Here is a 12,721-nt window from a genome sequence, read left to right on the forward strand (position 1 = left end):
TAAAACCAACCTCAAGTGAATTTAGCCTTCATCATTCTTATTGGTTCATTTTTATTGCTCATAAGTATTTTGGCAGGTAAAACCTCGTACAGATTTGGTGTACCTACCTTAGTGCTCTTCTTAGCTGTGGGAATGTTAGCCGGCTCAGAAGGATTATTAGGAATTAATTTTGACAGTCCGCTTGCAGCTCAATTTGTAGGAATAATTGCATTAAATGTAATTTTATTTTCCGGCGGATTAGACACCCGGTGGAATGCTGTAAAACCCGTTCTTTACAAAGGTGGAATTTTAGCAACATTAGGGGTTTTTATTACTGCAGGAACCGTAGGTATTTTCACCTACTATTTGTTAGATTTCACCCTAGCAGAATCTTTTTTATTGGGAGCTATTATTTCTTCTACAGATGCTGCTGCGGTTTTTTCAATTTTACGTTCTAACAACGTAAATTTAAAAGGCGGAATTAGACCTCTCTTAGAATTAGAAAGTGGAAGTAACGACCCAATGGCGTACTTTTTAACCACTTTATTGACAGGAATAGTTTTAGTAAATGAATTTAATGTAATAGATTCTATTCTAGAGTTAGTACTTCAAATTAGTATTGGAGCAGTTTTAGGATTTGGATTAGGAAAATTAAGTAAATTATTAATTAACCGAATCGCCCTAGATTTTGAAGGATTGTATCCCGTATTAGGAATTTCATTAAGTTTTATAATTTATTCCCTTACAGAAGTTCTCAGTGGAAACGGGTTTCTTGCGGTTTATATTTCTTCAGTTTTATTAGGAAATAGTAAATTAATTAGAAAGAATTCCTTAAGAGAATTTTTTGATGGTTTCGCATGGCTAATGCAAATAATTCTCTTCTTAACCCTCGGTTTACTGGTTTTTCCATCGCATATTATTCCAGTTGCATTAACAGGATTATTTATTGCTTTATTTTTAATTCTCGTGGCTAGACCGCTAAGTGTTTTCATTAGTTTAGCCTTTTTTAAAGTTCCTGTAAAAAATAAATTATTTATTTCATGGGTTGGTTTACGAGGCGCTGTTCCTATTGTATTTGCAACTTTTCCGATGGTAGCGGGTCTAGAAAAAGCAGATTTAATTTTTAATATCGTTTTTATCGTAACCTTGGTTTCTATTATGTTACAAGGAACTACAATTATTAAAATGGCAAAATGGCTAGGGGTAGAAGATAAAAATACAAAATCCTTAAAAAAGGCCAGTTCTTTTGCTTTTTCTGATGAAACAAAAACGGAAACTGCAGAAATTATTTTAACTGAAAATAGTTTAGCGGTTAATAAAAAGCTATATCAATTAAAACTACCGAAGAACACATTAATTGTAATGATTATTAGGAATAATAAATATTTTGTTCCGGAAGGTAGCACCAAACTTCAAGTTGGTGATACTTTGCAATTAATCTCAGCTAAAAGTAAAGATTTAGATATTGTAGCTAAAAAATTCGGTTAGAAATACAAAAAATTTAATTTCAATTCTAAAATTATACCTATTTTAGCTGAACGTTGGGGGATTAGCTCAGCTGGCTAGAGCGTTTGGCTGGCAGCCAAAAGGTCATCGGTTCGACTCCGATATTCTCCACAAAAAAAGCCCGAAAAAATATTTCGGGCTTTTTCATTTATATTTCCTAGCTTTTTATTTCTTAAAAAAATGAAGCAATTTTTCGTTTAAATTTACTTTATGTGTCACATTTAATCCGTGCGGACCATCAGAGAAAACTTCGTAGGTATTATCTTTAATTCCTTTTGCAGCTTGATCTCCTGCACTTTCAATTGGAACAATATTATCTGCAGCGCCGTGTACAATTAAAGTTGGAACGTTTACATTTTTTAATTCTTCTCGAAAATCGGTTTCCGCCCAAGCTTCTGCACATTTTATAGTTGCAATTGGTGAAGCGTGAGAAGCGATTGACCAATCGTAATCTAATTGGGCTTCGCTCATTTTGTTCTTCATTTCATCATAATTATAGAAATTTTTGTGAAATTCTTTTAGAAAACCTATTCGGTTACTCTTTAGTGATTTCATAATATCCTGTAAATCTTCCTCAGGAACACCTTTTGGGTTATCGTCCTTTTTCTTCACTAGTGGAATAATTGAACTAATTAAAGCGGCTTTTGCAATACGATCATTTCCGTAATCGGTAAAGTAACGAACTACTTCTCCTCCACCCATCGAAAATCCAACAATAATACAATCGTTAAGGTCGAGTTCAAGAATTAATTTTCTTAGATCCTGCGCAAGGGTTGAATAATCGTAATCTCCCCACGGAGCCGAAGATGATCCGAAACCTCTTCTATCATAAGAAATTACTCGATAACCGGCGTCTACTAATGTGGCGACCTGACCTTCCCACGATTTATGGCTTAACGGCCAACCATGAATTAAAATCACGGGTTGTCCTTTTCCGAAATCTTCGTAATAGATGTCAACTTTTTTCTCTTTTTCAGTAGTAATAAATGGCATAAGATTGTTTTATGGGTAAGATAACAGATTTAAAAAGTAATTCAAAAGTGCTTAACAGATCAATAACATCACTTCTTAAGGTTATGTTAGCTAATGAATTAATAAAATAATATTTTATGAAAAAATTAATTATACTACTTGTGTTTGCTCTGGGTTTCGTAAGCTGCGATAATGAAACAGATTCCATTGAAAATTGTGAGATCACAAATCTAACCGCAACTCCTGGAGATTGTAACGGCGATAATACCTATGAATTAACCATCGATTTTGACCATCAAAATGCAACGAGCCAATCTTTTGATTTATATATTAGAAACGATGAATTGATTGGAAATTATAACTTAAACGATTTACCCCTTACTTTGCCAAACTTTGAAACTAGTAGTTTAGATGATGATTATATTAAAGTTTGTATTAACGACAATCCCGATTGTTGTCAAGTAATTGAATTTACACCGCCAAGTTGTTTAGAAGAAAATGATTGTGGAATTACTGATTTAACCGCAACCACAGGAGATTGTAATGGAGACAATACCTATGAATTGACGATAGATTTTAATCATCAAAATGTAACCAATCCATCTTTTGATTTATATGTTAGAAACGATGAATCAATTGGATATTACAGCTTAGATGATTTACCGCTAACCTTACCAAATTTTGAAACTAGCGGTTTAGATGATGACTATATTAAAGTTTGTATTAACGATAATCCCGATTGTTGCCAAGTAATCGAATTTACTCCGCCAAGTTGTCTAGAAGAAAACGAATGTGAAATTACTGATTTAACCGCAACGCCGGGCAATTGTATTGGTGATAATACCTATGAATTGACGATCGATTTTAATCATCAAAATGCAACCAATCAATCTTTTGATTTATATGTTAGAAATGATGAATCAATTGGATATTACAGCTTAGATGATTTACCGCTAACCTTACCAAATTTTGAAACTAGCGGTTTAGATGATGATTATATTAAAGTTTGTATTAACGACAATCCCGATTGTTGCCAAGTAATCGAATTTACTCCGCCAAATTGTCTAGAAGAAAACGAATGTGAAATTACTGATTTAACCGCAACGCCGGGCAATTGTAATGGAGACAACACCTATGAATTAACCATCGATTTTAATCATCAAAATGCAGGAAATAGTTCGTTTGATCTGTATGTGCGAAACGATGAATTCGTTGGAAATTATAATTTAAATGATTTACCCTTAACCTTACCTAATTTTGAATTAAGCGGGTTACAAGAAGATTATATCAAGGTTTGTATTAATGATAATCCTGATTGTTGCGAGGTATTGGAATTTTTACCTCCTACTTGCCCATAATTACATTTTATAAATCCATAATGCCGGATCTAAAGTTTGAGTGTTTTTATAAATTAAAAAAGTTAGGGTAGGTCTTCCAGTAGAAGTGTGTCGACCTACTCTTCCTATTATTTGATTAGTAGAAAGCTTATCGCCAACTTCAACATCAATTTCAGCTAAATTATTATAAACGGTAATATAATCTCCGTGACGAACTAAAATTGCCTTATTTGCTCCCGGAATAGCTTGAATTTTAAAAACTGTTCCTTCAAAAACAACACGTACAGGCTCTTTTTCATTTGTTTCAATACGAACACCATTACTTTGTATAGAAAGTGTTTTAACAATAGGATGCGGATTTCTACCATATTTCATTGCTACTAATCCCGATTTAACGGGCCAAGGTAATTTTCCTTTATTTGCTGTAAAATTTGCGGCTAAAGCTTTCGCTTCAGGAGTTAATTCAAACTTACTAGTAGAAGTAGATCCTTTCTTTTTATTTTCCGCGGCAATTGCCTCGCGAATTAATTTTTCGATCTGCGCATCAATTTTTGAAACTTCTTTTTGCTTTTGCTGAAGTTCATTTTTTATTTGACCTTCTTTCTGCTGAATAGAAGCAATTAATGCTTTCTGTTGCTCTTTATCTTTTCGTAATTTTTCGCGTGTTTCTCTATTTTCAGCTAATAATTGTTCTTTCGCTTTACGCTGTTCGACCAAGTCTTTATTTAATTGTTGCAAAAGAAGCGTTTGGCGTTTAATTTCTTCCCCTTGTTCTTTTCGGTAGTTGGTATATTGTTTCATATACTGCAAACGTTTATAAGCTTGCAAAAAGCTTTCTGAAGAAAATAAAAACATAATTCTACTTTGCTTCGATTTACTTTTATATGATTTCTGAATCATTTTCGCATAATCTTCTTTCAGCTTTTCTAAATCTTTCCGAAGCTTCTGTATTTTGTTTAAATTTTCATTGATTTCGCGCGTTAATAAATTCGCTTCTTGGTTGGTGACTTTTATTAAACTTTCGGTGGTTCTAATGCGATGATCTAAATCTTCAACTTCTGTTAAAACAGATTTTTCCCGCTGGCGCGTGTTGGTTAATAATTTATTGATTTGCTGAATTTGCGCACGTAATTCTAAGCGTTGTTGCTCGAGTTTTTCTCGCTCTTTACTTTGGGAAAAACCAGCAAAACTAGTTGCTAAAAAGAATAGAAAAAATAGCGCGTATATAGATTTTATAATTCTCATTCAATAATCATTTCATCGTAACCTGAAGGAATTTCAAAAGGAAAACTTACCGGTTCATTAAAACTTAAACTTCTATAACTAATTGTAATATTGGTGTTTTTCGCCTTTTCGTTTACGGCTATATTAATTTCTTTCGGAAATTGTTTCCCTTCAAAATCTTCATATTCTGGATAAGAAACCGTAACGCTTTGGTTTTCCTTTTCTCGCACTAATTGTTGAGCTTTTACACGAAAATTTACAGGATTTAATAATATAAATTTTGCCACTTCTGAATTATTTTTTGAAGCCAACCGAACACCTTGATCGGTATTTTCAACCTTGTAAGGTTCTGCATTTAAATTATAAATTGCTTGACCGATTAATAAATTCTGAACCTTTTTAAAATCGAGATCTGTGCCTAACCACTTACTTAATAAACTGAAATCGCCATCGAAATACGTTCCATTTATCTTTTCATAATATTGCACGCGATTTGGGGTAATTTTTACTTTCGCTAGCGGAATAATTCCGGCTAATTTTGCACTTAACCAAATTACTTTATCTTTTTCCATTCGCATACTTACCGAAATAGATTGTTGTTCTTCCTCGGTTACATAACTTCCGCGTAAGCGCGCTTCTAAGGTCTTAAAATCTACTTCTGAAGCATTGTGCTTTTTAATTAAAGTTGCAGCATCTGCATCGCTTTCTATCGATCTTGTAACGGCTTTTTTACTTCCGCAAGCAATCACGGCTAAGGTGAAAAATATTATTCCTATATATTTTACTAATTGTCTTTTCAATGCTTTATTTTTTCAGTGTTGCAGCTTTTTCTTGGTATTTTTTTAATTTTTCTTGGTTTCCCAGTGCATTATAAGCGATGATTAATTGCTGATAAAAATCGGCTTCCATTTGTGGGTTTTCAATTAAAAAATCTAAACCGGTTAACAAGCTTTCTTCCGCTTTTTTAAATTGTTCGGTTTCATTGAAAGAAACACCTTGCAATAAGTAAATTATAGGCTGGGTGGGAAAAACCGCCAGCGTTCGGTCACTTAAAGCAAGTGCATCTTCAAATTGTTTTTCTTTTATTTGAAGTAATAATAGCTTTTTTATCACTTCAAAATCTGATGGATTTTCATCGAGCGCTTTTTTTAAATACGAAATTGCTTTAGAATTATCGTTTCCGATATAATATTCGCCTAATTGTTTATTCGATTGTTCTCCATAATTTAATTCTTCGCCTAAAACACTTACTAATTGATTTTCGAATTGTGGATTTTTTTGTACAAATTGAGTAAAATCTTTTATCACTTTTTGCTTAATATCTTCGGAAATCATTTCGCTATTCAGCACTATTTTCATGGATTCTACCGCTTTTTCCAACTCGCCTTCTTCAATATAAATTTTGTACAAAGCTAAATGGGCTTCGGCGGCATCAGGATAAATTTCACGTAATTTTTGAGCGACTTCATAAGCTTTTTTAATCGCACCGGTTTCGCTGTAAAAATAAATGAGATTCAGGTAATTTTGTTTATTGTCGGGATCGGTTTCAATTTTATCTTCCAAATAAGCAACTTGCCCGTTTTTATCATCAGATTCAAGATAAATTTTTCGTCTTAAATCGTCACGATATTCACTCGCGCCTTGTTTTGCATCAATTACATCGAGCGCTTCCAAAGCTTTAGTATACGATTTGGTTAACATGTAAAGATTGGCTAAATCTTCATAATAATTTACCTCGAAAGCGGTTAGTTTTTTCGCGATTTCAATAGCTGAAGTGTAATTTTGTGTTTGAAAATACACATCGAATAATTCAACTAAAACTTGTTGATCTTTCGGTTTTTCTGCTAAGGTTTGCTTAAAATATTCTTCAGCATTTGTAAAATCTTTTAGCGCTTTATAATTTTTCCCTAATTCAAACCAAACCACCGGTTCATTGGGTCGCAATTTTTCACATTGTTTTAAAGCTGAAATTGCTTTTTCATAATTTTCGATGGCTTTTTGCTTGAGCGCTTCAAAAAAATATTCTTGAAACTTATCGGTTACATTTCCTAAATCGTCTTGATTTACTTCACCTTTGGCAATAGCAAGTGTGTCATTTTCCTTTTGAGAAAACGCGTGTTGCGGAATAAAAATTATTCCGAATAGGAAAAAAAAGTGTATGTAAAACCTGTGTATTTTCAAATTTATTTTACTCTAATACGGAATAATCGCCAATACTGATTTCGGTAAACTTTCCATCAAATTTAGCATGATTTCCGATCATTGCATTATTTAATTTTGCATTTTGAACCAAGCTGTTTTCTTGAATTAAACTATTTTCTATAGTTGAATTTTTTACTTCAGAATTATTACCGATAGAAACATGCGGGCCAACAGTTGAATTTTCTAAAACCACATTTTCACCAATATAACACGGTTCTATAATTTTGCTGTTTTTTAATTCTACAGATGCTGAAACGAGCTTTTCTGAATTTTCTTCTTGTAAAAAGTTTAAGACTCTTCCGTTAGTTTCTACTGTCACGTTTTTATTTCCGCAGTCCATCCACTCATCAACTTTTCCAGGAGTGAAAATGTAATTTTTCTGCTTCATTTTTTCAATTCCGTCATTGATTTGATATTCACCGCCGCGCAATAAATTTTCATCTAACACTTCTTGGAGTTGTTCTTTTAAAATATTTACATCTTTAAAATAATAAATCCCGATGACGGCTAAATCTGAAACTTTATCTTTCGGCTTTTCCACCAAATCGGTAATCTGATTTTTATCGTTTAATTTCACGACACCATAAGCACTTGGGTTTTCAACTTGTTTAACCCAAATAACTCCATCTGATGAAGTATCTAACGTGAAATCTGCCTTGAATAGTGTGTCAGCATAAGCGATTACCGCCGGACCTTCTAAAGAATCTTTGGCGCACATAATTGCGTGACCGGTTCCCAAAGGTTGATCTTGAATATAAATGCTGGCTTTTGCACCTAAATTTTCAGCTATTTTGGTAAGATTTTTTTCTACCTCTTCCCCGAAATCTTTACCGATTACAAAAGCAACTTCATCTACTTTTTCTTCTAACACTTTTGCGATATCTTCAACAAGACGTTGAACAATCGGTTTTCCAGCAATTGGAATTAAAGGTTTCGGAACGGTTAACGTATGTGGACGAAGTCGCGAACCACGACCTGCCATTGGAACTATAATTTTCATATAATTAGCAATTTTATTTTTTTGGTAGTTATTTTCCGGTACTCCCAAAACCGCCTTCACCTCGAGCGGTTTCTTCTAATTTTTCAACTTCTGTCCATTCTGCACGTTCGTGTTTTGCAATTACCAGTTGCGCAATACGTTCGCCATCGTTTATAGTAAATGCTTCTTTAGAGAGGTTCACTAAAATTACACCAATTTCTCCACGATAATCGGCATCAATCGTGCCAGGCGCGTTTAAGACGGTAATTCCTTTTTTTGCTGCCAAACCACTTCTGGGTCTAACTTGTGCTTCAAAACCTACCGGGAGTTCTATAAAAAGTCCGGTTTTTACAATAATTCGGTCTAACGGACTTAAAATAATTTTATCTTCTAAATTTGCACGAAGATCCATTCCTGCGGAAGCTACGGTTTCATAAGAAGGCAAATCGTGCTTGGATTTATTAATGATTTTTATATTCATTTTTCTAAGATTGTAATAATTGGATAATTTCTTTTCTTTCCTTCAGATAGATTATTCCCAAAAATATAAAAAGAAAGACAGTTCCAATCACTAAATTGTTGTCAAGTTGATAGTAGGAAAAAAAGCTCATAAAAATAGCAATACTTAAATACACCAGAATGCTTTTTACAGGGTAGGGAACCGGATAATGTTTTCTTCCTAATCCATACGAAATTCCCATCATTACCACATACGCAATTAATGTAGCCCAAGCGGAAGCCATAAAACCTAACTTAGGAATCATGAAGTAATTAAAAGCAATTGTTACTATGGCTCCAATTACAGAAATATACATTCCGTAACGTGTTTTATCGGTCAGTTTATACCAAATTGCAAGGTTAAAATAAATTCCTAAACACAAATTAGCCAACAAAACTATGGGAACTATATTAATAGCGATCCAATAATCCGGGTTGTCTACTAACAATTGTTTAAAAAAGTCCAAGTAAATACTAATAGCGATAAGTATTAAGCTTCCTAAAATCACGAAATATTTCATGATAAACGCATAGGTTTCTTTTGCATTTTTTTCTGCCGCGTGATTAAAAAAGAAAGGTTCGGCGCCTAAGCGAAAGCCCTGTATAAAAATGGTCATAAATACTGCTATTTTGTAACACGCACTATAGGCTCCGTTAATATCTTTATTAAGCATTTCAGGCAACAGCCATTTATCAAAATTTTCATTAACCACATACGCCAACCCTGCAACCATAACTGGCCAGCCATAATTAAATAACTGTTTAAAAATTTCAGTATCAAATTGTATTTTTAATCTAAAGAAGTAAGGCAATAAAAGTAAAAATGTTACTAAGCTAGCGGCTAGATTAGAAATAAAAATATACTGCACCAAATCTGTAGGCTGATAAAAAGTAAAGGAAATGTTATAGGTAGGAATAAACCAAAGAAAGAAAAAGTTTAAGCCTACATAAATGGCTAAATTTACCAGCTTTATGCTCATAAATTTTAGTGGTCTTCCAGTGGCTCGCAGATAAGCAAATGGAATAACAACCAAGGTATCTAAAGCGAGTAAAGAGATTAAGAGGTTAAAATAGTGTAATTTTAAGTTTACAAAGGAAGCGATTTCATCATTAAACAAAAAGGCTATACCAATTAAGACAATTGTAGAAGTACAAATACTGATAAATGCAGTGGAAAAAACCGAATCTTTCTTTTCCGATTTACTAAAAAATCGAAAAAAAGCGGTTTCCATTCCATAGGTCAATAGCACGTTAAAAAAAGCTGCATAAACATAAAAATATGTGTTGTCTGAATAGCTTGCTCGCTCTAAAGTATCAGTATGTAAACGCACCAAGATAATATTCATCAATCTAGGCAACACAGTTGCTAAACCATAAATAACCGTGTCTCTGAAGAATTTTTTTAGTGCTGCCAATCTATTTTCGTGATTAGATTATAAAAGTACACAACAAAAAAAAGCCCTACAAATTGTAAGGCTTTTTAAATTATTTTATTGAACAATAATGTTAATTATTCAACGCTTCAGCACCACCAACAATTTCTAAAATTTCGTTGGTAATCGATGCTTGACGAGCTTTGTTATACTGAAGTTTTAAATCATCTCTTAATTCGGTAGCGTTATCGGTTGCTTTGTGCATTGCTGTCATACGCGCACCGTGTTCAGAAGCAAAAGAATCTCTTAAAGCTTTAAACAATTGAATTTTCAAAGATTTAGGAATTAACTCTTTTACAATTTGATCTTTTTCAGGTTCAAATTGGTAATCTAAAGTTACTTCGTTTTCTTCTGGTTCGGTAGGAACAATTGGTAAAAACTGCTCTGTGGTAACAATTTGCGTAGCGGCATTTCTAAAGCTGTTATAAACCAACATCACTTTATCGTATTTTCCTTCTACAAAAGCTTGCATAATTTCTTCAGCAATCTCTGCAACTTCATCAAATTCAAGCTTATCAAAAATTTCATTATTATTTTTAGCAATAGTGAAATTCTTTTTTAAAATATCATTCGCTTTTTTTCCTAATGTATAAAGCTGAATGTTTTTTCCTTCAAAACGATTGTTAACTACACTTTTAACTCCTTTAATAATATTGGTGTTAAAAGCACCTGCTAAACCACGATTAGAAGAAATTGCTACAACAAGTACATTATTTACTTCGCGTTGTTCTGCAAATTTACTTTCACTTCCTTCTTCTAAAGTGGCGCTTAAATTCTGAAGAAGCTCACTAAGTTTTTCAGAATAAGGACGCATAGCAGTAATCGCATCTTGCGCTCTACTCAACTTTGCAGCCGATACCATTTTCATGGCGCTGGTAATCTGCATCGTTGAAGAAACCGAGGTAATTCTGCTTCGTAATTCTTTTAAATTTGCCATTCTATTAGTAATGAGCGGTTAGAATGAGTATTGAGCAAAACTCAATACTCACCTCTCAAACCTATTTTTTATACTTTGCTGAAATCTCTTTTGCGGCATTTGTTAATACTTCTAAACTCTCGTCGGTTAATTTACCAGATTTTAAAGTATCTAACGTATCTCTATGCTTCGCGTTTAAGTATTCTAAATAATCTATTTCAAATTCTTTTACTTTCTCTACAGGAACTTCTTTTAATAAGTTTTTAGAACCTGCATAAACGATCGCGATTTGGTTTTCTACCGGATACGGATCGTTTTGTGCTTGTTTTAAAATTTCAACGTTACGTTTTCCTTTTTCAATAGTACTTAACGTAGCCGCATCTAAATCTGAACCAAATTTCGCGAATGCTTCTAATTCACGGAATTGTGCTTGGTCTAATTTTAAGGTACCGGCAACTTTTTTCATTGATTTAATCTGAGCTGAACCTCCAACACGTGATACCGAAATACCTACGTTAATCGCCGGACGAACACCTGAGTTAAATAAATCTGAAGTTAAGAAAATCTGACCATCAGTAATCGAAATTACGTTGGTTGGAATATATGCTGAAACGTCTCCTGCCTGTGTTTCGATAATTGGTAAAGCCGTTAACGAACCGCCACCTTTTACTTTATCTTTTAATGAATCTGGAAGATCGTTCATATTCTTCGCGATCTCATTGTCATTAATAACTTTTGCAGAACGCTCTAATAATCTTGAGTGTAAGTAAAATACATCTCCAGGATAAGCTTCACGACCCGGTGGACGACGTAATAATAATGAAACCTCACGATAAGCTACCGCTTGTTTCGATAAATCATCATAAATAATTAAAGCAGGTCTTCCTGTATCTCTAAAAAATTCACCAATTGCCGCTCCTGCGAAAGGTGCGTAAACTTGCATTGGTGCAGGATCTGATGCATTTGCCGCTACAATTGTGGTATATGCTAATGCTCCTTTATCTTCTAATGTTTTTGCAATTCCAGCTACGGTAGAAGCTTTTTGTCCAATTGCTACGTAAATACAGTAAACAGGCTCTCCTCTATCGTAAAATTCTTTTTGATTAAGAATGGTATCAATACAAACCGTTGTTTTTCCGGTTTGGCGGTCACCAATTACTAATTCACGCTGTCCTCTTCCTACTGGTACTAAAGCATCAATAGATTTAATTCCTGTTTGAAGTGGTTCTGCAACTGGCTCACGATAAATAACCCCTGGAGCTTTTCGCTCTAAAGGCATTGCAATTGTTTCACCAGAAATAGGTCCTTTCCCATCAATTGGTTGACCTAATGTATTTACAACACGTCCAACAATTCCTTCTCCTACATTAATAGAAGCAATTTGTTGCGTACGTTTTACAGTATCTCCTTCGCTAATATTCTTTGAAGGTCCTAACAATACAACGCCAACATTGTCTTCTTCTAGGTTAAGAACCATTCCTTGAAGACCACCTTCAAATTCAACTAGTTCTCCGTACTCTGCGTTAGAAAGACCGTAAACACTTGCGATACCATCTCCTACACTTAATACTGTACCTACTTCGTCTAATGAAGCTTTAGCTTCAAAACCTGATAGTTGTTGCTTTAAAATTGCTGAAACTTCAGCAGGATTCACTTCTGCCATAATTAGTTATTA

The 12,721-nt window shown here is 33.7% G+C and carries 11 protein-coding genes and 1 tRNA gene; 3 read left to right on the forward strand and 9 right to left on the reverse strand.

Features of this window, described 5'->3' with window-relative positions:
• Positions 1-15: 15 nt before the first annotated feature.
• A complete protein-coding gene (locus ACFFGL_RS08710) occupies positions 16-1,467 on the forward strand; it encodes a potassium/proton antiporter (protein WP_309726843.1) in 1,452 nt (483 codons plus the stop codon).
• 55 nt (positions 1,468-1,522) lie between these two features.
• Positions 1,523-1,596: transfer RNA gene (locus tag ACFFGL_RS08715), tRNA-Ala, on the forward strand.
• Between the two features lie 54 nt (positions 1,597-1,650).
• Here ACFFGL_RS08715 and ACFFGL_RS08720 read toward each other — a convergent pair.
• A complete protein-coding gene (locus tag ACFFGL_RS08720; protein ID WP_309726842.1) occupies positions 1,651-2,478 on the reverse strand; it encodes an alpha/beta fold hydrolase in 828 nt (275 codons plus the stop codon).
• Positions 2,479-2,594: 116 nt separating this feature from the next.
• Between ACFFGL_RS08720 and ACFFGL_RS08725 the strand changes: the two genes are divergently transcribed.
• Positions 2,595-3,815 (forward strand): hypothetical protein, encoded by a 1,221-nt coding sequence (locus ACFFGL_RS08725; protein ID WP_309726841.1) that lies wholly within the window; start codon positions 2,595-2,597, stop codon positions 3,813-3,815.
• Here ACFFGL_RS08725 and ACFFGL_RS08730 read toward each other — a convergent pair whose 3' ends face one another.
• The 8 genes from ACFFGL_RS08730 to atpA all read right to left on the reverse strand — a co-directional run bounded on the left by ACFFGL_RS08730 (position 3,816) and on the right by atpA (position 12,709).
• Positions 3,816-5,039 (reverse strand): murein hydrolase activator EnvC family protein, encoded by a 1,224-nt coding sequence (locus tag ACFFGL_RS08730; RefSeq protein ID WP_309726840.1) that lies wholly within the window; start codon positions 5,037-5,039, stop codon positions 3,816-3,818.
• Positions 5,036-5,818 (reverse strand): DUF4292 domain-containing protein, encoded by a 783-nt coding sequence (locus ACFFGL_RS08735; protein WP_309726839.1) that lies wholly within the window; start codon positions 5,816-5,818, stop codon positions 5,036-5,038. The genes ACFFGL_RS08730 and ACFFGL_RS08735 overlap by 4 nt, the downstream gene beginning before the upstream one ends.
• A gap of 4 nt (positions 5,819-5,822) precedes the next feature.
• Entirely contained in the window at positions 5,823-7,199 is a 1,377-nt protein-coding gene (locus ACFFGL_RS08740) for a tetratricopeptide repeat protein (protein ID WP_309726838.1), read from the reverse strand.
• A gap of 7 nt (positions 7,200-7,206) precedes the next feature.
• On the reverse strand, positions 7,207-8,220 hold the full coding sequence (locus tag ACFFGL_RS08745) for a sugar phosphate nucleotidyltransferase (RefSeq protein ID WP_309726837.1): 1,014 nt from the start codon (positions 8,218-8,220) through the stop codon (positions 7,207-7,209).
• Positions 8,221-8,248: 28 nt separating this feature from the next.
• Complete coding sequence (gene dut, locus ACFFGL_RS08750; protein WP_309726836.1) at positions 8,249-8,680, reverse strand: dUTP diphosphatase; 432 nt, start codon at positions 8,678-8,680, stop codon at positions 8,249-8,251.
• A 4-nt stretch (positions 8,681-8,684) separates the two neighbouring features.
• Positions 8,685-10,112: an oligosaccharide flippase family protein gene (locus ACFFGL_RS08755; protein ID WP_309726835.1), complete on the reverse strand. Its 1,428-nt coding sequence runs from the start codon at positions 10,110-10,112 to the stop codon at positions 8,685-8,687.
• Between the two features lie 91 nt (positions 10,113-10,203).
• Positions 10,204-11,067, reverse strand: a complete 864-nt coding sequence (atpG, locus tag ACFFGL_RS08760) for an ATP synthase F1 subunit gamma (protein ID WP_309726834.1) — start codon at positions 11,065-11,067, stop codon at positions 10,204-10,206.
• A 61-nt stretch (positions 11,068-11,128) separates the two neighbouring features.
• A complete protein-coding gene (gene atpA, locus ACFFGL_RS08765; RefSeq protein WP_309726833.1) occupies positions 11,129-12,709 on the reverse strand; it encodes a F0F1 ATP synthase subunit alpha in 1,581 nt (526 codons plus the stop codon).
• Positions 12,710-12,721 lie beyond the last annotated feature (12 nt).

Origin of the sequence: Mesonia maritima (assembly GCF_042433895.1) — a bacterium.
GTDB classification, from domain to species: domain Bacteria; phylum Bacteroidota; class Bacteroidia; order Flavobacteriales; family Flavobacteriaceae; genus Mesonia; species Mesonia maritima.